22 protein-coding genes and 1 tRNA gene are annotated in these 21180 nt (G+C 65.4%); 14 read left to right on the forward strand and 9 right to left on the reverse strand.

Annotated elements, in window-relative coordinates:
- Positions 1-31 precede the first annotated feature (31 nt).
- Positions 32-589 carry a phasin family protein gene (locus tag BM436_RS27980; RefSeq protein ID WP_093558964.1) on the reverse strand — a complete coding sequence of 186 codons (558 nt, stop codon included), beginning with the start codon at positions 587-589 and terminating at the stop codon, positions 32-34.
- Positions 590-959: 370 nt separating this feature from the next.
- Between BM436_RS27980 and BM436_RS27985 the strand changes: the two genes are divergently transcribed.
- The 3 genes from BM436_RS27985 to BM436_RS27995 all read left to right on the forward strand — a co-directional run bounded on the left by BM436_RS27985 (position 960) and on the right by BM436_RS27995 (position 3764).
- Positions 960-1829 (forward strand): DMT family transporter, encoded by an 870-nt coding sequence (locus BM436_RS27985; RefSeq protein WP_093558966.1) that lies wholly within the window; start codon positions 960-962, stop codon positions 1827-1829.
- A 5-nt stretch (positions 1830-1834) separates the two neighbouring features.
- Entirely contained in the window at positions 1835-2530 is a 696-nt protein-coding gene (locus tag BM436_RS27990) for a nitroreductase (RefSeq protein ID WP_093559103.1), read from the forward strand.
- Positions 2531-2657: 127 nt separating this feature from the next.
- Entirely contained in the window at positions 2658-3764 is a 1107-nt protein-coding gene (locus BM436_RS27995; RefSeq protein WP_093558968.1) for a serine hydrolase, read from the forward strand.
- On the opposite strand, the gene BM436_RS28000 is transcribed toward BM436_RS27995, so the two are convergent.
- Positions 3746-4525, reverse strand: coding sequence for an IclR family transcriptional regulator (locus tag BM436_RS28000; protein ID WP_093558970.1), 780 nt, complete (start codon positions 4523-4525; stop codon positions 3746-3748). The two genes, BM436_RS27995 and BM436_RS28000, sit on opposite strands and share 19 nt — an antisense overlap.
- A gap of 131 nt (positions 4526-4656) precedes the next feature.
- Between BM436_RS28000 and BM436_RS28005 the strand changes: the two genes are divergently transcribed.
- The 10 genes from BM436_RS28005 (at position 4657) to BM436_RS28050 (ending at position 14026) form a co-directional block, all read left to right on the forward strand.
- Positions 4657-5043: a diacylglycerol kinase gene (locus BM436_RS28005; RefSeq protein ID WP_229490803.1), complete on the forward strand. Its 387-nt coding sequence runs from the start codon at positions 4657-4659 to the stop codon at positions 5041-5043.
- 117 nt (positions 5044-5160) lie between these two features.
- Positions 5161-6165, forward strand: a complete 1005-nt coding sequence (locus tag BM436_RS28010; RefSeq protein ID WP_093558972.1) for a sulfate ABC transporter substrate-binding protein — start codon at positions 5161-5163, stop codon at positions 6163-6165.
- A 10-nt stretch (positions 6166-6175) separates the two neighbouring features.
- Entirely contained in the window at positions 6176-6739 is a 564-nt protein-coding gene (locus tag BM436_RS28015; protein ID WP_093558974.1) for an RBBP9/YdeN family alpha/beta hydrolase, read from the forward strand.
- A 25-nt stretch (positions 6740-6764) separates the two neighbouring features.
- Positions 6765-7403, forward strand: coding sequence for a peroxiredoxin (locus tag BM436_RS28020; RefSeq protein WP_093558976.1), 639 nt, complete (start codon positions 6765-6767; stop codon positions 7401-7403).
- Between the two features lie 133 nt (positions 7404-7536).
- Positions 7537-8316: a sulfite exporter TauE/SafE family protein gene (locus BM436_RS28025; protein ID WP_093558978.1), complete on the forward strand. Its 780-nt coding sequence runs from the start codon at positions 7537-7539 to the stop codon at positions 8314-8316.
- Between the two features lie 187 nt (positions 8317-8503).
- A complete protein-coding gene (gene cysT, locus BM436_RS28030; protein ID WP_093558980.1) occupies positions 8504-9313 on the forward strand; it encodes a sulfate ABC transporter permease subunit CysT in 810 nt (269 codons plus the stop codon).
- Between the two features lies 1 nt (position 9314).
- On the forward strand, positions 9315-10202 hold the full coding sequence (gene cysW, locus BM436_RS28035) for a sulfate ABC transporter permease subunit CysW (protein ID WP_093558982.1): 888 nt from the start codon (positions 9315-9317) through the stop codon (positions 10200-10202).
- 15 nt (positions 10203-10217) lie between these two features.
- Positions 10218-11291 carry a sulfate/molybdate ABC transporter ATP-binding protein gene (locus BM436_RS28040; RefSeq protein ID WP_093558984.1) on the forward strand — a complete coding sequence of 358 codons (1074 nt, stop codon included), beginning with the start codon at positions 10218-10220 and terminating at the stop codon, positions 11289-11291.
- On the forward strand, positions 11288-12220 hold the full coding sequence (locus BM436_RS28045; RefSeq protein ID WP_093558986.1) for a CysB family HTH-type transcriptional regulator: 933 nt from the start codon (positions 11288-11290) through the stop codon (positions 12218-12220). Before BM436_RS28040 ends, BM436_RS28045 begins: the two co-directional genes overlap by 4 nt.
- A gap of 144 nt (positions 12221-12364) precedes the next feature.
- Positions 12365-14026: a methyl-accepting chemotaxis protein gene (locus BM436_RS28050; RefSeq protein WP_093559107.1), complete on the forward strand. Its 1662-nt coding sequence runs from the start codon at positions 12365-12367 to the stop codon at positions 14024-14026.
- Positions 14027-14048: 22 nt separating this feature from the next.
- Here BM436_RS28050 and BM436_RS28055 read toward each other — a convergent pair whose 3' ends face one another.
- The 6 genes from BM436_RS28055 to BM436_RS28080 form a co-directional block, all read right to left on the reverse strand.
- Positions 14049-15506 (reverse strand): alpha-L-fucosidase, encoded by a 1458-nt coding sequence (locus BM436_RS28055; protein WP_218164945.1) that lies wholly within the window; start codon positions 15504-15506, stop codon positions 14049-14051.
- 136 nt (positions 15507-15642) lie between these two features.
- Complete coding sequence (locus tag BM436_RS28060) at positions 15643-16689, reverse strand: aldo/keto reductase (protein WP_093558990.1); 1047 nt, start codon at positions 16687-16689, stop codon at positions 15643-15645.
- Between the two features lie 96 nt (positions 16690-16785).
- Positions 16786-17826 carry a quinone-dependent dihydroorotate dehydrogenase gene (locus BM436_RS28065; RefSeq protein WP_093558992.1) on the reverse strand — a complete coding sequence of 347 codons (1041 nt, stop codon included), beginning with the start codon at positions 17824-17826 and terminating at the stop codon, positions 16786-16788.
- A gap of 32 nt (positions 17827-17858) precedes the next feature.
- Positions 17859-18587 carry an arginyltransferase gene (locus BM436_RS28070; RefSeq protein ID WP_093558994.1) on the reverse strand — a complete coding sequence of 243 codons (729 nt, stop codon included), beginning with the start codon at positions 18585-18587 and terminating at the stop codon, positions 17859-17861.
- A gap of 75 nt (positions 18588-18662) precedes the next feature.
- A complete protein-coding gene (gene aat / locus BM436_RS28075) occupies positions 18663-19394 on the reverse strand; it encodes a leucyl/phenylalanyl-tRNA--protein transferase (RefSeq protein ID WP_093558995.1) in 732 nt (243 codons plus the stop codon).
- The gene (locus BM436_RS28080) at positions 19391-19963 is read right to left on the reverse strand and encodes an NUDIX hydrolase (protein WP_093558997.1); all 573 of its coding nucleotides are present in this window, start codon (positions 19961-19963) and stop codon (positions 19391-19393) included. Before BM436_RS28080 ends, aat begins: the two co-directional genes overlap by 4 nt.
- Before the next feature lie 182 nt (positions 19964-20145).
- Here BM436_RS28080 and BM436_RS28085 point away from each other — a divergent pair.
- Positions 20146-20222 (forward strand) — tRNA-Met (locus BM436_RS28085).
- A gap of 56 nt (positions 20223-20278) precedes the next feature.
- Here BM436_RS28085 and BM436_RS28090 read toward each other — a convergent pair.
- Positions 20279-21130, reverse strand: a complete 852-nt coding sequence (locus BM436_RS28090; protein WP_093558999.1) for a class I SAM-dependent methyltransferase — start codon at positions 21128-21130, stop codon at positions 20279-20281.
- Positions 21131-21180: the final 50 nt, after the last annotated feature.

Raw genomic sequence — 21180 nt, forward strand, 5'->3', positions numbered from 1 at the left:
AGCCGGTCCGGGCGGACCGGCGCTTCCTGTATTACTTCTTCGGGGTAACCTTGGCGGCGGCGGCGGCGAACTGGTTCACCGCGGCGTTCAGGTTGGTTTCGATGGCTTCGCCAGCTTGCTTGGCGGTTTTGGTGAACTGCTCGTAACCGGCGCTGGCGTTGCCCAGGGTCGATTTCAGCAGGGCAACAGCGTTTTCGGTGCCGGCCGGTGCGTTTTTGCTCACTTCGTCAACCAGCGAAATCACTTTGCGGTTGGTTTCGGCGATCTGGGTTTCAGCGGCTTTGCTGAACTCGGCTTGGGTGCTGGACGCGATGGCTGCCAGGTGACGGCCGTAAGCGATGGCTTTTTCGGCGGTAGGCTGTGCCTGAGCTGCTGCCAGCGAGAAGAATTCTTGCGGATCCTTGGCGGCCAGCAGTTGCTTGGCGGCCACCGAGGACTCTTCCAGCGATGCTTTGGCGGCGGTCAGGTTCAGGTCGACCAGCTTTTCAACGCCTTCGAAGGCCTTGTTGGTCAGCGACGAGAAGATGGCGAATTGGCTCTCAAAGTTGGCTTTGGTCGCATTGGAAAATTGCTCAGGGATAGAAAACATGTAAATCTCCAGTGTTGAGTGATTAAGCGTTATTCAGATGCTGCTTGAAAGTTACCTGTGGTACATCTCGATGAAGCATTTTTTCAGGCCGGACAACAAATTGTGCAACGCAACAAACCCGATTCTACGGACTTCAATTATTAAGTCAAGTGATTTTTGTGCGTTGCACAAAGGTATCAAATATTGCAACGAATTTCCAGTGTCATACTAGTCATCTGCAAGTGTTGACGGGCATCAAACACCTTGGCGATGCTGCACCCGCAGCAAGCGGACTATGCTATGGCCGGTGCGGCCGGGCCGGCCGTGCTAGACTCGCTGCCCTATCGCCGCCGCGACCGGCGCGGCGGTGAATTGAAACTTTCGGTAATCCATGTCCAAATCCGCCTCCTTCCTGTCGCCGGTCCCGGTGTTCTTCGTCTTCCTGTGGAGCACTGGCTTCATCGTGGCCAAATTCGGCCTGCCCTACGCCCCGCCGCTGATGTTCCTGCTGCTGCGCTTCGCCGGCGTGTTGGCCATCCTGGCGCCGCTGGTGCTGCTGCTCAAGGCGCCCTGGCCGACCGGACGGATCGGCCACGTGGCCATCGCCGGGTTGCTGTTGCAGGCCGGCTACCTGAGCGGCGTGTGGTGCGCCATCAAACTGGGCATGCCGGCCGGGCCGACCGCGCTGATCGTCGGCATGCAGCCCATCCTGACGGCCATCTCGGCCCCGTTGATCGGCGAGACGGTGCGCCCGCGCCAGTGGCTGGGCCTGGTGTTCGGCCTGGGCGGCGTGGCGCTGGTGGTGTACGCCAAGGTCACGCTGATCGGCCTGTCGGTGGAGGCCATCCTGCTGTGCGTGTTCGCGCTGCTGTCGATCACCGCCGGCACCCTGTACCAGAAGCGCTATTGCCCGCAGTTCGACTTGCGCACCGGCACCGTCATCCAGTTCGCCGCGTCCTTCGTCGCGGTGCTGCCGTTCGCCGTGTACTTCGAACAATGGTCTGACATACAATGGACCGGCGCCTTCCTGGGCGCGCTGGCCTGGTCGGTGCTGGCCCTGTCGATCGGCGCGATCTTCCTGCTGTTCGCGCTGATACGCCGCAGCGACGCCACCCAGGTCACCAGCCTGCTGTACCTGACGCCGCCCACCACCGCCGTGATGGCGTGGCTGATGTTCGGCGAGGCCTTCAACGCGCTCGGACTGGCCGGCATGGCGCTGGCGGTCGCGGGCGTGATTTTCGTTGTGAAGAAAGCAAAGTGACCGCCATGATATCGAGCCCGGAACAGCAAGCCGTCGACAACGCCATCGTTTCCCGCCGTTCCATCCGCGCCTTCCTGCCCACGCCGGTGGCGCGCGAGGACATCGAGCGGCTGCTGGAGGTGGCCGCGCGCGCGCCGTCCGGCACCAACACCCAGCCGTGGAAGGTGTATGTGCTGACCGGCGACAAGAAACAAGACCTGTCCGCGCGCATCCTGGCCGCCCACGCGGACCCGGCGCTCGCCGCGACGCACACCGAGGAATACGCGTACTATCCAAGGGAATGGAAGTCGCCCTATATCGACCGGCGCCGCAAGGTGGGCTGGGACCTGTACGCGCTGCTGGGCCTGACGCGCGAGAACAAGCGGGGCATGTCGGCCCAGCACGGCCGCAACTACGAGTTCTTCGGCGCGCCGGTGGGCCTGATGTTCACCATCGACCGCGTGATGGAGCAGGGCTCGTGGCTGGACTATGGCATGTTCCTGCAGAACATCATGGTCGCGGCGCGGGGCAGGGGGCTGGACACTTGCCCGCAGGCCGCGTTCACGCAGTACCACAGGATTATCCGCGAAGTGCTGGAATTGCCGGATAATGAAATGGTCGTGTGCGGCATGTCGCTGGGCTACGCCGACCCCGGCAGGGTCGAGAACACGTTGCTAACCGAGCGCGCTCCAGCGTCGAGTTTTGTTAAATTTGTAGACTGATAATTGTTAAAAAAAGCTGTGGTATCGCTGGTGTTTTTACTGCTGTCCGATGCGGAATACTCTTGCACCTGTGCGGCGTTTTGCTACACTGCAACAGGAATGAACTGACTGCACTGTGGGGAACGGAATGAACAAAATTGCCTTGGGCGCACTGCTGACTTTCTTGTGCGCAGCCTTACCGATCACCGCCGTGCACGCCGGTGAAGCCGCCCGCAAGGGTGCGAAGAAAAAGCAGGGGACCTATGTCAAGGCGCAGCCGCGCCAGGTCCTGCGCCTGGTGGCGCCGGCCGAGCGCGAACGCGCCGTGCGCCGCGTGACCGTCATCAACGGCAAGCGCAAGGTGGTCTACCAGCGCACCTACAACGTCGGGCCGGCGCTGATCCGTCCCACCATGGGCGACATGGCCGGCCTGAACCTGACGCCGGACCCGCTGGCGCTGCAGTCCAACGTCGCCTTCGTGCTGGACCAGGGCAATTCGGAAATCCTGTTCGAGAAGAACGCCGGCGTGGCGCTGCCGATCGCGTCCATCACCAAGATGATGACCGGCCTGGTCGTGGTCGAGGCCAACCAGGACATGGACGAGGTGCTGACCGTCACCGACGAGGACGTGGACAAGGCCAAGTTCAGCAGCTCGCGCCTGAAGGTGGGCTCGCAGCTGACGCGCGCCAACATGCTGCACATCGCCCTGATGAGCTCGGAAAACCGCGCCGCGTCCGCGCTGGGCCGCAACTATCCGGGCGGCCTGCCGGCCTTCGTCGACGCGATGAACGCCAAGGCGCGCGAACTGGGCATGACGGACACCCGCTACGTCGATTCCAGCGGCTTGTCGAAACAAAACGTGGCCAGCGCGCGCGACCTGGCCAAGCTGGCCGTGGCGGCCTACCAGCATCCCGTGCTGCGCGAGTATTCGACCGACGCGAAGGCGGTGGTGGAGGCCAACGGCCGTCCCATGCATTTCGGCACGACCAACCGCCTGATCGCCACGCCGGGCTGGGAAATCGGCCTGCAGAAAACCGGCTTCATCAACGAGGCCGGCCGCTGCCTGCTGATGCAGGCGGTGGTGCAGGGCCGCGCCGTGATCATGGTGCTGCTGGACGCCAAGGGTTCGGCCGCGCGCGCCGCCGACGCCGGCCGCATGCGCAAATGGGTGGAGGCGCTGAAACCGGCCGGCCTGTCGGCCAGCCCGCTGTCGGCCGGCGCCGTGACCGCCCCGACCTACTCCACCGGGATGTAACCCAGCGTGGCCGAGATCTGGTTGGCGGTCGCCACCAGGTCTTCCAGCCACTCGTCCTGCAGGCGGTCGGCCGGCGCCGAGATCGACAGGCCGGCGATCAGCTTGCCGGAATCGTCGTGGATGCCCGCCGCCATGCAGCGCACCCCCAGCTCCAGCTCCTCGTTGTCGCGCGCGTAGCCGCGCGCCTTTACCAGGCTCAGTTCGCGTTCCAGCTTGGCCAGATCCGTGATCGAATTCTTGTTGTGCCCGGCCAGCCCGGTGCGCGTGGCGTAGGCGCGGATGGCCTTCGGCTCGTCCACGGACAGGAACAGCTTGCCGGTCGAGGTCAGGTGCAGCGGCCCGCGGCCGCCGATGGCGCGCACCACCTGCATGCCCGAGCGCTCCGAGAAGGCGCGGTCGATGTAGACGATCTCGTCGCCCTGGCGCACGGACAGGTTGATGGTCTGCTGCGTCTTCTTGTGCAGCGCGCGCATGAAGTCCAGCGCGGCCTCGCGCACGGACAGGCGGCTCTTCACCACATTGCCCAGTTCCAGCAGGCGCATGCCCAGGCGGTAGGTGCCCGGCTCGATACGGTCGACGAAGCGCGTCAGCACCATGTCATTGAGGATGCGGTGGGCGGTGGAGGGATGCAGGCCGGACACCTTGGACAGCTCCTTGAGGCTGACGGGGTCCGGATATTTGGCCAGGGCGTCGAGCAGGGCGACCATGCGTTCGATGACCTGGATGGTCGTTTTTTGCTCCGGGACGTTTTCCATTTTCATGATGTGGTTGGTGCGGTGCAGTATTCAATACCCAATTTATACCATGATGTGAAAAAAATGGGAATTCCGGCATGCATCCGCGCTATGCCGAGGGCATAATGACGCACCGTATCAATTTCCCAACCGTGGCTATGGAACAACCTGTTAGCGAATTCAAGAGCAAGAGTGGACTGAAGCGCATTTTCGCGGCGCTGGGCTACTCGGTGGAGGGCTTGCGCACCGCCCTGCGGACCGAGCACGCGTTCCGCCAGGAGCTGATGCTGTTCGCCGCCGGCGCCGTGGTGGCGCTGCTGCTGCCGGTGTCCGGCTTCCAGAAGCTGGTGCTGATCGCCGTGCTGTGGCTGATGCTGATCGTCGAGCTGATCAATTCCGCCATCGAGGCGGTGGTGGACCGGGTGTCGCTGGAGCGCCATCCTCTGGCCAAGAACGCCAAGGACTTCGGCAGCGCGGCCGTGCTGCTGACCGCCATCCTGGCGGCCGCGACGTGGAGTGTGCTGCTGTTCCAGCGTTTCTGGTAGCAATTCCGGGCTATATGCGCCCAGTGCATATGAAAGCGCTAATTGCTTCGTTCTCAAATATATGCGATGACCGTAACCTACAGCTTCTGACGTACTAACCATAACGGGGTAAATCTGATGCTGTCCAAAAAAATCATCGCTGCTGCCATCTTTGCCGCAACCGCAATCGCACCTGCTTTCGCTGCTGAATTTTCCTTGCTGAACGTGTCCTACGACCCCACCCGGGAACTGTACCAGGACGTGAACACCGCCTTCGCCAAGTACTACCAGGCCAAAACCGGCGACACCGTCAAAATCAAACAATCGCACGGCGGCTCCGGCAAACAGGGCCGCGCCGTCATCGACGGCCTGGAGGCCGACGTGGTGACGCTGGCGCTGGCCTACGACATCGACGCCATCGCCGAGCGCAACCTGCTGGCCAAGGACTGGCAGAAACGCCTGAGCTCGAACAGCACCCCTTACAGCTCGACCATCGTGTTCCTGGTGCGCAAAGGCAACCCGAAAGGCATCAAGGACTGGAACGACCTGGTCAAGCCGGGCGTCTCGGTCATCACGCCGAATCCGAAAACCTCGGGCGGCGCCCGCTGGAACCACCTGGCCGCCTACGGCTACGCGCTGCGCCAGCCGGGCGGCAGCGACGCCAGCGGCAAGGACTTCCTGAAAAAACTGTACAAGAACGTGCCCGTGCTGGATTCCGGCGCGCGCGGTTCGACCACCACCTTCGTCGAGCGCGGCATCGGCGACGTGCTGATCGCCTGGGAAAACGAGGCCTTCCTGGCCATCAAGGAACTGGGCCCGGACAAGGTTGAAATCGTGGCGCCGTCCGTCAGCATCCTGGCCGAGCCGCCGGTGGCCGTGGTCGACAAGGTGGCCGACAAGCGCGGCACCCGCAAGGTGGCCGAGGCCTACCTGCAGTACCTGTACACCGACGAGGCGCAGGAACTGATCGCCAAGAACTACTACCGTCCGTCGGTGGAGAAGGAAGCGAAGAAGTACGCCAAGCAGTTCCCGAACATCAAGCTGTTCACGCTGGCGCAAGTGGCCGGCGACTGGACCAAGGCGCAGAAGACCCACTTCGCCGATGGCGGCGTGTTCGACCAGATCTACACCCCGGGCAAATAAGGAGCGCGTGATGGCCGCCACCGCGTTGTCCCGGTTCCGTGTCCTGGTCGCCCCCGGCCTGCACGGCAGCGGGCCGGCGCACTGGCAAAGCCGCTGGGAGCGCCTGTACCCCGAGTTCGAGCGCATCGAGCAGGACCGCTGGGACCAGCCCGTCCTGCCCGTGTGGTCGGCCCGGGTGGACCGGGAGCGGGGCCGGGACCGCCGTCCCACCCTGGTGGTGGCGCACAGCTTCGGCGCCCTGGCCACCGTGCACAGCCTGGCGCGCGACGGCGCGGACGTGGCCGGCGCGCTGCTGGTGGCGCCGGCCGACCCGGACAAATTCGGCGTCGCCGCGCTGTTGCCGCGGGAGCCGCTGCCTTGCCCCGCCGTGATGATCGCCAGCGCCAACGATCCCTGGATGACGGCGGAGAAGGCCGCGCTGTGGGCCGGGCGCTGGGGCTGCGAGTTCATCAATGCCGGCGCGCTGGGCCACATCAACGCGGAATCCGGACTGGGCGACTGGCCATCTGGCCAGCGGCAGTTGCAAATCCTGGCTGAACGGGCGCACAATGAGCACCCTGCCAATGTTTTTTGACCAACTTCAGCAATAGGAGACTTTCATGACCCTGCGCCTGGGCGACACCGCCCCAGATTTCGAGCAACAATCCTCGATCGGTCCGATCAAGTTCCACGAGTGGGCCGGCGATTCGTGGGTGGTCCTGTTCTCCCATCCGGCCGACTTCACGCCGGTCTGCACCACCGAGCTGGGCTTGACCGCCAAGCTGAAACCCGAATTCGACAAGCGCAATGTGAAAGCCATCGCGCTGTCCGTCGATCCGGTCGAGTCGCACGCCGCCTGGATCAAGGACATCGAGGAGACCCAGAAAACCGTGGTCGGCTTCCCCATCATCGCCGACGCGGACAAAAAGGTCGCCAACCTGTACGACATGATCCACCCCGAGCAATCGGCCACCGCCACCGTGCGCACGCTGTTCGTCATCGATCCGAAGAAGAAGATCCGCCTGTCCATCACCTACCCGATGAGCACCGGCCGCAACTTCGACGAGGTGCTGCGCGTGATCGACGCGCTGCAACTGACCGATGGCTACACCGTGGCCACGCCGGGCAACTGGAAGGATGGCGACGACGTCATCATCCCGCTGACCGTGCAGGACCCGGAAGTGCTGAAGCAGAAGTATCCGAAAGGCTTCAAGGCCGAGCGCCCCTACCTGCGCGTGACGCCACAGCCCAACAAATAAGCCGCATGCCCGGCGGGCCGTCCGGCCCGCCTTCTCCTCCTTATACTCATTCCGCGCATAAGCAAATAAGCACTTCGTTGTTTGGATTTGCGGCAACTCTCTATACCCTAGCGGTCTCATAGGGAGAATATGCATGCAATTGTCATTTGTGATTTCGGGATTCGCGGTGGGCGTATTGGTCGGCATGACCGGCGTGGGCGGCGGTTCCCTCATGACTCCCCTGCTGACGCTGCTGTTCGGCGTGTCCCCCTCCGTCGCGGTCGGCACCGACCTGGCGTTCGCCTCCATCACCAAGGGCTTCGGCACCTTCACGCACCGCCTGCGCGGCACCGTGCGCTGGGACATCGTGCGCCTGCTGTGCATGGGCGCCTTGCCCGCCGCCGTGGTGGCCGCCATCGCGCTCAAGCAGTTCGGCGCGCTGGACAAGGAAATCGGCGTCATCATCCGTTATTCAATCGCCGGCTCGGTCATGCTGACCGTGGTGGCGCTGCTGTTCAAGCGCAAGATGCTGGCCTGGATCACCGCGCACCCCGAGCGCCAGTTGCAGGGCCGCGCGCTGGACCTCACCACCATCGCCTGCGGCGCCGTGCTGGGCATCCTGGTCACCGTGTCCTCGATCGGCGCCGGCGCCATCGGCGCCACGCTGCTGGTGATGCTGTATCCACGCCTGAGCTCGGCCGAGGTGGCCGGCACCGACATCGCCTACGCCGTGCCGCTGACGGCGATCGCCGCCGTCGGCCACTGGTGGCTGGGCTCGATCAACTGGACTTTGCTGATGACCTTGCTGGTGGGTTCCGTGCCCGGCATCACCATCGGCTCCTGGTTCGCCCGCGCCGTGCCGGAGCGCATCCTGCGCGCCATGCTGGCCGCCACCCTGATGGGCGTCGCCGCCAAGCTGATCTCGGCTTCCTAGTTTCATCGGTTCTTAATAGCCAGCAAGTCTATGCAAATGAATAATCATTCGTTTGCCGCATGAAGATGTAATGCCATGATGCGCCTCATAGAAGAATTTGTAATATGAGGGGTATTCAATGTCAGCAACGATTGCACAGTCCATACCGCTCGCGGCGCCAGCGCCGCGGCCGGCGCCCTATCGGGTGATGCCGGGTTTTAACCTGTCTTTGGGCTTCACTATTTTCTATCTCAGCCTGATCGTCCTGATTCCGCTGTCGGCCGTGTTCTTCAAGACGTTCACGATGACCTGGGAGGCGTTCTGGGCCGCGGTCACCTCCGAGCGCGTGATGGCTTCCTACCGGCTGACCTTCGGCGCCTCGCTGATCGGCGCCACCGTGAACGCCGTGTTCGGCTTCATCGTGGCCTGGGTGCTGGTGCGCTACCAGTTCCCCGGCAAGCGCGTCATCGACGCCCTGGTCGACCTGCCGTTCGCGCTGCCGACCGCCGTGGCCGGCATCACGCTGACGGCGCTGTACTCGGCCAACGGCTGGTTCGGCTCCATCCTGGAAGCCAAGCTGGGCCTGAAGGTGGCGTTCACGCCGCTGGGCGTGGTGGTGGCGCTGACCTTCATCGGCCTGCCCTTCGTGGTGCGCACCGTGCAACCGGTGCTGGAGGACGCGGAACGCGAACTGGAGGAGGCCGCCGCCAGCCTGGGCGCCAGCGCCTGGCAGACGTTCTCGCGCGTGGTGTTCCCCACCGTGCTGCCGTCGCTGATGACGGGCTTCGCGCTGGCCTTCGCCCGCGCCACCGGCGAATACGGCTCGGTGATCTTCATCGCCGGCAACATGCCGATGGTGTCGGAAATCACGCCGCTGTTCATCATCACCAAGCTGGAGCAGTACGACTACGCGGGCGCCACCGCCATCGCCGTGGTCATGCTGCTGATCTCGTTCGTGATGCTGTTGACCATCAACCTGCTGCAAGCCTGGGCGCGCGGAAAATCGGGAAAGAAATAATATGAGTGCACCTGCTGGCAACCTGCCGCGCCGCGGCGAACTGGCGTCCGCGCCCAACATCCTGGAACCGCTGTGGGTGCGCGGCCTGCTGATCGGCGTCGCGCTGACCTTCCTGACCCTGTTCCTGTTCGTGCCGCTGGTGGCCGTGTTCGCCGAGGCCTTCAAGAAGGGCTGGGAAACCTACGCCGCCGCCATCGTCGAGGACGACGCGATCTCCGCCATCAAGCTGACCCTGATCACGGCCGCCATCGCCGTGCCGCTGAACCTGGTGTTCGGCGTGGCGGCCTCGTGGTGCATCGCCAAGTTCGAGTTCCGCGGCAAGAGCTTCCTGCTGACCCTGATCGACCTGCCGTTCTCGGTCTCGCCGGTGATCTCGGGCCTGATCTATGTGCTGCTGTTCGGCGCCCAGGGCTGGTTCGGCCCCTGGCTGCAGGAGCACGACATCAAGATCCTGTTCGCGGTGCCGGGCATCGTGCTGGCCACCATCTTCGTCACCTTCCCGTTCGTGGCGCGCGAACTGATCCCGCTGATGCAGGCGCAGGGCAGCGAGGAGGAGGAGGCCGCCATCGTGCTGGGCGCGAGCGGCTGGCAGACCTTCTTCCGCGTGACCTTGCCCAACATCAAATGGGGCCTGCTGTACGGCGTGATCCTGTGCAACGCCCGCGCCATGGGCGAGTTCGGCGCGGTGTCGGTGGTGTCCGGCCACATCCGCGGCGAGACCAACACCGTGCCGCTGCAAGTCGAGATCCTCTACAACGAATACAACTTCGCGGCCGCCTTCGCCGTGGCCTCGCTGCTGGCGCTGCTGGCCCTGGTCACCCTGGCCCTGAAATCCTTCATCGCCTGGCGTCTGCACGAAGACTACGCCGGCGACAAAAATGAACATTAAGCGGAGCACCTAGCCATGACCATCGCAGTCAAAAACATCAACAAGCGCTTCGGCGAATTCACCGCCCTGAACAACGTGTCGCTGGACTTCCCCACCGGCGAACTGACCGCGCTGCTGGGCCCCTCGGGCTGCGGCAAGACCACGCTGCTGCGCTGCATCGCCGGCCTGGAGCATCCGGATTCGGGCCAGGTCCTGCTGGACGGCAAGGACGCCTCCGACCGCCACGTGCGCGAGCGCCAGGTGGGCTTCGTGTTCCAGCACTACGCGCTGTTCAAGCACATGACCGTGTTCGAAAACGTGGCCTTCGGACTGCGCGTGAAGGCGCGCGCCGAGCGCCCGTCCGAGGAGCAGATCAAGCGCAAGGTGATGGACCTGCTGGGCCTGGTGCAGCTGGACTGGCTGGCCGACCGCTATCCGCCGCAGCTGTCCGGCGGCCAGCGCCAGCGCATCGCCCTGGCGCGCGCGCTGGCGGTGGAGCCGCGCGTGCTGCTGCTGGACGAGCCCTTCGGCGCGCTGGACGCCAAGGTGCGCAAGGAACTGCGCCGCTGGCTGCGCCGCCTGCACGACGAGCTGCACGTGACCAGCATCTTCGTCACCCACGACCAGGAGGAGGCGCTGGAGGTGGCCGACCAGGTGGTGCTGATGAACAAGGGCAAGGTCGAGCAACTGGGCGCGCCGGACCACGTGTACAACCATCCGGCATCGCCGTTCGTGTACGGCTTCCTGGGCAACGTCAACATGTTCCACGGCCGCGTGCACGAGGGCGTGATCACCACCGGCGACATCGCGCTGGACCTGGCTTCGCACGGCGAGGTGCAGGACAGCAAGGGCATCGCCTATGTGCGCCCGCACGAGCTCGACGTGGAGCGCTACACCCAGGGCGCCGAGGGCATCGTCGTCAAGCTGCGCCGCGCGCACGCCATCGGCCCGCTGGCCCAGCTGGACCTGGAGCGCTCCGACAACGCCGAGATCATCGAGGCGGTGATTCCGAACGAGCGCTACGCCAACCTGGGCCTGAAGGAGGGCGAGACCCTGGTCGTGCGTCCGCGCCGGCTGCACGTGTTTGTCGACGAGGGAACCGCGATATGAACTTCCAGCAACTGCGCTCCATCCGCGAGGCGGCGCGCCGCAACTACAACCTGACCGAGGTGGCCAACGCGCTGTTCACGTCGCAGCCCGGCGTGAGCCGCCAGATCCGCGAGCTCGAGGACGAGCTGGGCGTGATCATCTTCGAGCGCAACGGCAAGCGCCTGACCGGGCTGACCGAGCCGGGCAAGGGCATCCTGAAGATCATCGACCGCCTGCTGGTGGAGGCCGAGAACCTGCAGCAGGCCAGCATGGAATACACGGGCCAGAGCACCGGCACGCTGACCGTGGCCGCCACCCACACCCAGGCCCGCTACGCGCTGCCGAAGGTGGTGCAGAGCTTCCGCGCGTCCTTTCCCGAGGTGCGCATCGCCCTGCAGCAAAGCTCGCCCGAGCACATCGCCGAGTGGGTCCTGTCCGGCAAGGCCGACATCGGCATCGCCACCGAGGGCCTGTCGCAATTCCCGGACCTGGTGTCCTTCCCGTGCTACCGCTGGAGCCACTTGATCGTGGTGCCGGACGGCCACCCGCTGCTGCAGCGCTCGCCCATCGGGCTGGAGGACCTGGCCGAGTTCCCGCTGATCACCTACGACGTCGGCTTCACCGGCCGCGGCCACCTGGACGACGCCTTCGCGCGCGCCGGCGTGCGCCCGGACATCGTGCTGACGGCGATGGATTCGGACGTCATCAAGCAATATGTGTCGCTGGGGCTGGGGGTCGGCATCGTGGCCTCCATGGCCTTCGACCACGGCCGCGACAAGGGCTTGCGCGCGGTGGAGGCCTCGCACCTGTTCGCCGCCAACACCACGCGGCTGGCGGTGCGCAAGGGCGCCTACCTGCGCAGCTACGCGCAGGAGTTCATCTTGCAATTCGCCCCCGAACTGAGCCGGCTCGACATCGAGCGCGCGCTGATGGGGCCGGAGGCCGCGTAGGCACACAATCCTGACCGCAAGCTGACCGTTGCGGCGCTTGAACAGGACAAACCTATTTTCCGCTAGTCATTATATTTCGCCCTATACTGATCCATGGCCTGGCATTTGGCTCTGAAACAACTGTTTTTTATGGAGGGCGTCAACATGGGTATCGGCAACTGGAAGATAGGAGTCCGGCTGGCGGCCGGGCTGGGCGTGTCGCTCTTGTTCATGATCGGCATGTCGGTCAGCGGCATCGGCAACCTGGGCAGGGTCAACGACGCGACCACCGACCTGGCCACCGACAAGGTGCCCAAGGTGATCGAGGCTTACGAGGCGGTGGGCGGCGTCAACGACATCGCGCGCGCCATGCGCAACGCGATGCTGTCCACCGACCCCGAGACGGTCAAGAAGGAGCTCAAGCGGGTAGACGACAAGAAGGTGGAAATCGCCGGCCATCTCGACAAGCTGGACAAGCTCATTTCCGACGACGACGATCCCGAAAGCAAGGCCAAGCTCAAGGCCGTGCTGGCGGCGCGCGACCGCTACCTGGTGGTGCAGACGGCCTTCCTGGCCAAGTCCGGCGACGCGGAAAAGCGCGACGAGAACGTGGCCTATCTGCTGACCACGGTGCGCAAGGAGCAGACCGCCTACCTGAACGCGCTGACCGACCTGGTGAAATACCAGAGCGCTGCCGTCAACAAGGCGGCGGCCGAGGCCAACGCGGCCTATGTCGGCGTGCGCACGATGATGATCGTGCTGACCGTGGTGGCGACGGCGTTGGCTGCGCTGGTGCTGTACTGGGTCACGCGTAGCATCACCGGGCCGCTGAACCGCGCGGTCAGCCTGGCCGAGGCGGTGGCGGACGGCGACCTGACCATGAAAATCGAGTGCGACACCCGGGACGAGACCGGCCAATTGCTGCGGGCGCTGGGCAATATGAACGACAGCCTGGCGCGCACGGTCGGCAAGGTGCGATCCGGCACGCACACCATCACCAACGCCTCAAACGAGATCGCCACCGGCAATATGGACTTGTCCAGCCGCACCGAGCAGCAGGCCTCCAGCCTGGAGGAGACCGCCTCCTCGATGGAGGAGCTGACCTCCACCGTGACGCAGAACGCCGACAACGCGCGCCAGGCCACGGCGCTGGTGGTGGCCGCGTCCGACTTCGCCAGCAAGGGCGGCAAGGTGGTGGGCGAGGTGGTGACCACCATGGGTGCCATCAAGGAAAGCTCGAACAAGATCGTCGACATCATCGGCGTCATCGACGGCATCGCCTTCCAGACCAACATCCTGGCCTTGAACGCGGCGGTGGAGGCGGCGCGCGCGGGCGAGCAGGGCAGGGGCTTCGCGGTGGTGGCGTCCGAGGTGCGCAACCTGGCGCAGCGCTCGGCCGCCGCGGCCAGGGAGATCAAGGCGCTGATCGGGCAATCGGTGGAGACGGTCGACGCCGGCGCGCGGCTGGTGGACGAGGCCGGCGCCACCATGGACGGCATCGTCAAGGCGGTGCGGCAGGTGGCCGACATCATGACCGAGATCAGCGCGGCCAGCCAGGAGCAGAGTTCCGGCATCGCGCAGGTGAACCAGGCCATCGTGCAGATCGACGACGCCACGCAGCAGAACGCGGCGCTGGTGGAGGAGGCGGCGGCGGCCGCGCAATCGATGCGCGACCAAGCCGAGATGCTGGCCGAGGCGGTCAGCGTGTTCCGGATCGCGGGGCAGCAATACCACGTGGAGCAGAGCGGGGCGCGCGCCGTGGTGAAAGCGGCGCCGCAAAAGCGCATCGCCGCGACGGCCTCCGGCGACGGCTGGGAAGAGTTCTAGCCCGCCCGATCGCGTTCCATGCCTAATACCCTATTTTGAAACTGGACGAAATCGAACTAGGCAGACTGGCCGGCAGGGCGATGACCAAAGCGTCGTCCCGCTGCGTCCATTTCAAGGCCGCTTTGCTACCCAGCAGGCTTACGGACTTGACGGGACGGCTCTCGTGCGCCGAATTCTTGCCCAGGGACGCGATGCGGACTTCGCCCGCCGGTTCGCCCAGGGTGATGGCGTACAGGTGGCCGTCCTTGGTGGTGAAGCGGATGTCGGCCGGCGTGTAAGCCGCGGTTTCCTTGAAGTGCCCCGCTTCCGCCTTGGTCGGTCCTTCGCCGAAGATTTTCCATGGCCGGGTGCCGTAAATCGCGTCGCCGTTGACCTTCATCCAGTCGGCCATCTGCGCGACGAATTGCAGGCATTCGGGCGGCAGGCTGCCGTCCGGGTACTGCACCACGTTCAGGAGCAGGTTGCCGTTCTTGCTGACGATGTCCGCCAGCATGTAGACGACCTCCGCGGTTTTCTTGTACTTGTAGCCTTCGCTGTAAAACCAGTCGCCGATCGATGTATCGGTTTGCCACGGCAATGCTTGTATCCCCTCCATCACGCCGCGCTCCACGTCCTGCACCCCCGCCTTCGCCAGGAATTCGCCGGAACCAATAGCCTTGTGGTTGTACACCGCCTCGAGCTTGCCCTTGTGGGCGGCCATATTCCGGTTGTAGAAATCGGCCACCAGGGTGCGACCGACCACGCCAAAGGGAATCCCGCCATCGGAGTACAACAGGTCCGGCTGATACCGGGTGAGCAGATCGGTCATGCGGTTGAACCATTGCTGGTGCCAGGCCGGATCCTTGGCGTACCAGGTTTCGGCATTGTGGTACAGCTGGGTGTGCGCGGGGTGGTACAGGTCCGCGTAGGCCGGATCGGCGCCGTCGTAGGGCACGCCTTTTTGCGGCCCGGTCTGGTCGGCGTTGTGGCTGGTCGTGAACCAGCCATAGCTGGCGCCCAGATGCTCCGACACGCCGAAGCGCAGGCCGGCACGCTGCGCCGCGTCGCGCCAGGCGCCGACGATGTCGCGTTTCGGCCCCGTCTTCACCGCGTTCCAGCGATGGTGCCGGGAATCCCACAGGTCGAAATTATCGTGGTGCACGCCCATCGACACGAAATACTTCGCGCCGGCCGCCTTGTACAAGGCCATCAGCGCTTCCGGGTCGAATTTTTCGGCCTTCCAGAGCGGGATGATGTCCTTGTAGCCGACCTTGCCGGGGTGGCCGTAATGTTCAAGGTGGTGCTTGTACTGCGGCGAGTCCTGGACATACATGTTGCGCGCGTACCAGTCGCCGGCGCGCGGCACCGACTGCGGGCCCCAGTGCGACCAGATGCCGAACTTGGCGTCGCGGAACCAGTCGGGCGCCGTGTAGGTGTTGAGGGATTCCGCGTCGGGCTTGAAGGGCGCGGGGGCCGCGTGAGCGACATTGCTTGTTGCCATCAAGGCACAGAGGGCGAGCGAGGGTAGTTTCATGTGTCCCGGTATTGATTTTTATATATAAAAAACTCACGGGACCGATTTTAGACCATTCTTCGCCGAGCGCGAACTGTTTTTTGCGCCGCCCGCCTGCCGGCGCCTATTGCCCCGGGTTCGGGGCGGCGGCGTGGATGGCGTCGATGCGCGCCACCACGTCCGGCGGCAGCACCGTGCCGAAGGCGTCGATGTTCTGCTCCAGCTGCGCCAGCGTGGTCGCGCCGATGATGGTGGAGGCCACGAACCAGCGCGAGTAGCACCAGGCCAGCGCCATTTGCGCCGGCGTCATGCCGTGCGCGCGCGCCAGCGCCGCGTACTGCCCCACCGCCGCCACCACGCCCGGGCGCAGATAGCGCGGGCTCCAGGTCGGCGGGAAGATGGTCAAGCGGCCGCGCGCCTTCGGATCGTCGAGGTACTTCGCGCTGAGCTGGCCGAAGGCCAGCGGGCTGTAGGCCAGCAGGCCCACGTTTTCGCGGTGGCAGGTCTCGTCCAGCAGGCTGGTCTCGAAGTGGCGCGCGGCGAGGTTGTACAGGTTCTGTATCGTGGCGATGCGCGGCAGGCCCTTCATCTCGGCCCGCTTGACGAACTCGCACACGCCCCAGCTGGTTTCGTTCGACACGCCGATGTGGCGGATCTTGCCCTCGTCCACCAGCCTGCCCAGCGCCGCCAGGGTGTCCTCGATGGCCACCGACGCGCGGTCCTTGGACGGATCGAACACGTTGGCGCCGAAGATGGGCGCGTTGCGGCTGGGCCAGTGCAATTGGTATAAATCGATATGGTCCGTTTGCAGCCGCCGCAGGCTGGCCTCGACGGCGGCGCGGATGTTGGCCTCGTCCAGGTTGTTGGCGCCGCCGCGCACCCAGTGCATATACGGGTTCGGGCCGGCCACCTTGGTGGCCAGCACCACGTCGCCGCGCTTGCCGGTCTTCCTCAGCCAGCTGCCGATGTGGCGCTCGGTGGCGCCCTGCGTTTCGGCGCGCGGCATCACCGGATACATCTCGGCGGTGTCGATGAAGTTCACGCCGCGGGAGAGCGCGTAGTCGAGCTGGCTGTGCGCCTCGGCCTCGCTGTTCTGCTCGCCGAAGGTCATGGTGCCCAGGCACACCTTGCTGACCTTGAGGCCGCTGCCGCCCAATATCGTGTATTCCATTGCTCGCTCCAAGTCGTGTGATGGCGTCGAAGTGGCGAGCTGAGCCCCATTTGGGGCCAGGCCCCAAATGGGGCTCAGCTCGGCTGGCGGCACGGGTCAGCGGCGGATGGCGTCGGCGCAGTCGCGCACCAGGGCCGAACCGGCGTAGATCAGGCCGCTATACAGCTGCACCAGTTGCGCGCCGGCGTCCATCTTCACCTTGGCGTCCGCGCCGCGCATGATGCCGCCCACGCCGATGATGGGCAGGGCCTCGCCCAGCTCGGCCTTGAGCAGGCGGATCACCTGGTTGGACAGTTCGAACACCGGCGCGCCGGACAGGCCGCCGGCCTCGGCGCCGTGCTGCATGCCCTCCACCGCCGCGCGGCTGAGCGTGGTGTTGGTGGCGATCACGCCGTCGATCTGGTGGCGCAGCAGCGCGTCGGCGATGTTCTTGACCTGGTCGCCGTCCATGTCCGGCGCGATCTTCAGGGCCAGCGGCACGTAGCGCTTGTGCTGGTCGGCCAGCCGCCGCTGCGCCTGCTTCAGCTGGGCCAGCAGGCCGTCCAGCTCGGAACCGCCCTGCAGCTGGCGCAGGTTCTTGGTGTTGGGCGAGGAGATGTTCACCGTCACGTAGCTGGCGTAGGGGTAGACCTTTTCCAGGCAGTGCAGGTAGTCGTCGGCGGCGCGCTCGATCGGCGTGTCGGCGTTCTTGCCGATGTTCAGGCCCAGCACGCCCTCCTTGTTCTGGTAGAAGCGCGACGACTGCACGTTGGCCACGAAGGCGTCCACGCCGCCGTTGTTGAAGCCCATGCGGTTGATGATGCCGTGCGCGGCCGGCAGGCGGAACATGCGCGGCTTGGGGTTGCCGGGCTGCGCGCGCGGCGTCACGGTGCCGACCTCGATCGAGCCGAAGCCCAGGTCGGCCAGCGCGTCGATGTAGGCGCCGTCCTTGTCCAGGCCGGCGGCCAGGCCGACCGGGTTCTTGAACAGGATGCCCATCACCGTGCGCGGGTCCGGCTTGGGGGCGCGCACGAAGGCGCGCGTCAGGCCCAGCGCGGAGGCGCGCTTGAGGGCGGGCAGGGTGAAGTGGTGGGCGGCTTCGGCGTCCATCGAGAACAGCACGGGACGCGCGAGGGAATACAGGAATTTGTCGGACATTGGGGGGCCACCGGAAAAAAGTAGCCCGTATTTTACCTCGCCAGCACGCCCCACTGTCCCTTGACGCGCGCCTCCAGCGGCTGGAAGTTGATCTTGTAGGACATCTTCGGGCTGTCCGCTATCCAGTAGCCGAGGTAGACGTAGGGCAGCCCGAGTTCCTGCGCCTGGGTGATCTGCCACACGATGTTGTAGGTGCCGAAGGAGGCGCCCTCGACGTCCGGGTCGAAGAAGGTGTAGACCGAGGACAGCCCGTCCGACAGCACGTCGATGATGCTGACCATGCGCAGCGTGCCGTCCGGCTCGCGGAACTCCACCAGCCGCGTGTTGACGCGGCTTTGCAGCAGGAACTGCGCGTACTGGTCGCGGCTGTCCTGGTCCATGCCGCCGCCGGCGTGGCGCGTGCTCTGGTAGCGCAGGTACAGGTCGTAGTGCTCGTCCGAGAACGACAGCGTGGCGACGCCGGCGCGCAGCTTGCCGTGGCGCGCCCAGGCGCGGCGCTGGCCGCGGGTGGGCACGAACTGGCCGGCCACCACCCGCACCGGCACGCAGGCCTGGCAGCCGTCGCAATACGGCCGGTAGGTGAAGATGCCGCTGCGGCGGAAGCCGTTCTTGACCAGCTCGGAATAGACGTCCGCGTTGATCAGGTGCGACGGGGTGGCGACTTGCGAGCGCGCCTGGCGGTCGTCCAGGTAGCTGCAAGGGTAGGGCGCTGTCGTATAGAACTGCAGCGTCGCAAAGGGGAGGTCATTCAGATGCGTCATGCACGTGTCCCGTCAGTGCCAATGTCTTTGATCCTATCATAACGCGTCCGGCCGGGAACAGTGTGAACGCGCGCACTAAACTGTGGCGGATGGATACGGCGGCGCGGGCCGCCAGTCGCGGATCGGGGGCAGCGCGATGTTGCGCCGCAGGTGCGCGAGGAATTCGGCGCGCGGAATGGGCGCGGCGCCCAGCGAGGCCAGGTGGCCGGTTTCCTGCTGGCAGTCGATCATGGCCACGCCGTGGCCGCGCAGGAAGTGCACCAGGTAGGCCAGCGCGATCTTGGAGCCGTCGGTGACGCGCGCGAACATCGATTCGCCGTAGAACATGCGGCCGATGCACACGCCGTAGGCGCCGCCCACCAGTTCGCCGTCCAGCCACAGTTCGGACGAGTGCGCGTAGCCGAGCCGGTGCAGGCCGGTGTAGCCGGCGATGATGTCCTCCGAGATCCAGGTGCCGGGGCCGTCGCGGCGCGGGGCGGCGCAGGCGCGCATCACGTCCTCGAAGGCGAAGTCGAAGCGCACCTCCCAGCGGCCGCCGTCGGCCGCGCTGCGCTGCACCTTCCGGATGGCCTTCTTGAGGCTGTCCGAGACTCGGAAGTCGGCCGTCATCAGCACCATGCGCGGGTCGGTGCTCCACCACAGGATGGGCTGGCCCTCGGAGAACCAGGGGAAGATGCCGCGCTGGTAGGCGGCCAGCAGGCGCGCCGGCGACAGGTCGGCGCCGGCGGCCAGCAGCCCGGGCGCGTCGGTGGTCAGCGCTTCATCGACGTCGGGAAAGGGGGTGTGGGCGTCCAGCCAGGGGATCATACGTCACTGCGCATGGGCTTGGAGATGTCCAGGGTGTGGAAGCCGTAGGCGCCGCCCTCGCGCATGCGGACGCGGTCGGCGAAAAACAGTTCCAGCGTGGCGCGGATGGTGGGGAAGGCGAGTTCGTCCCAGGGGATCTCGTCCTCGCTGAACATCCGCACGTCCAGGCTTTCCTCCCCGGGGGCGAAATCGAGGTCGCGCAGGGTGGCCAGGTAGAACATATGCACCTGGTGCACGCGCGCCACGTTAATCAGGGTAAACAGCTGGCCCAGCTCGATGTTGGCGCCGGCCTCCTCCTCGGTCTCGCGCACGGCGGCCTCGGCGGTGGTTTCATTGTTTTCCATGAAGCCGGCCGGCAAGGTCCAGTAGCCGTAGCGCGGCTCGATGGCGCGCTTGCACAGCAGCACCTGCAGCTTGCCCTCGCGCTCCCAGACGGGAACCGAGCCCAGCACCATCTTGGGGTTCTGGTAATGGATGGTGGTGCATTGCGCGCAGACGTAGCGCGGGCGGTTGTCGCCGGCGGGGACGGTCAGCTCGACGGGATGGGCGCATTCGGAGCAGAATTTCATGGGAGCGGGCAGGTTCGGGGCATTGGTCACGTTTTCGCTTACTTTACACCGATTGCGTGCTCTACGCGTAGTGTGGCGGCACGCTATGCAGTTATCGTGCCAGATATAAAAGTTCTATGATCCGGGTTTTTAGGATAAATATTGCCTAAAGCGGCGAACTGACCTATAATACGTTCATCAGACGCGGGGTGGAGCAGTCTGGCAGCTCGTCGGGCTCATAACCCGAAGGTCACAGGTTCAAATCCTGTCCCCGCAACCAAATACTAAAAGCCGTTGACACTCTCCCGAGTGTCGACGGCTTTTTTCATTTCCGCATCACACCGTGGCCCGTACCATGCGGGTGGCGCTGCCCAGGTGCAGCTGGTCGCCGCGGCCCGCCAGGTACATGGCCGCCATGCGCTCGCGGTCGAAGTGCTCGACCCGGCTGTAACCGAGGCCGCGCAGCATGCGGTCCAGCGCGTCCGGATGGAAGTTGCTTTTCCAGGGCTCGCCGCCATGGGCCAGGCTGGCGGAAATGGCGTCCATCGCGGCGCGGTCGGCCGGCGCCTGCAGCTCGGGCGCGACGACGTAGTCGAACACCACGCTGGAGCCGGGCGCGCAGCCGGCGATGTGGCGCAAGGTGTCTTCCACGTCCCCCGGTTCCAGGTAGAGCGTGACGCCCAGCCACGAGAAGCAGGCCGGCGCGCCGCGGTCGAATCCCGCCGCCGCCAAGGCCGGCGCCAGCGCGCCCTCCTCGAAGTCGGTGGCGACATAGCTGAGCGTCGCCGGGACGGGAATGCCGGCCGCTTCCAGCAGGCCGCGCTTCCATCGCTGGGTGGCCGGCAAGTCCACCTCGAACAGGCGCGCCGCCGCCGTGTCGCCGCGGTAGGCCATCGTGTCCAGGCCGGCGCCCAGCGTGACGTGCTGTGTCACGCCGCGCCGTCGCGCGTCGCGCCAGCTGTCCTCGGCCAGGCGGCTGCGGATCACCAGTATCGTGCGCAGCGCCGTGGTGGAGGGCTCGTTGAGCTTGTCGATGTCGGCGCGCAGCCGCGCCTCCTCCTCGGCGCCGAGTATTTTCAGGGCCAGCGGGTCGTCCAGTATCGGCGGCCGGTCCAGGAACTGGTGCGCCGCGCGCAGGCGGGCCACCAGCATGGCGCTGGGTTTCGGCGGGATGGTTTCAGTATGCATGTCGTCCTCCGTGTATGGGGATCGTAGCCGAAAGCCCGGCGTTGCGCGAG

The sequence above is a fragment of the Pseudoduganella namucuonensis genome (assembly GCF_900116645.1).
In the GTDB taxonomy this organism is placed as follows: Bacteria; Pseudomonadota; Gammaproteobacteria; order Burkholderiales; family Burkholderiaceae_D; genus Rugamonas; species Rugamonas namucuonensis.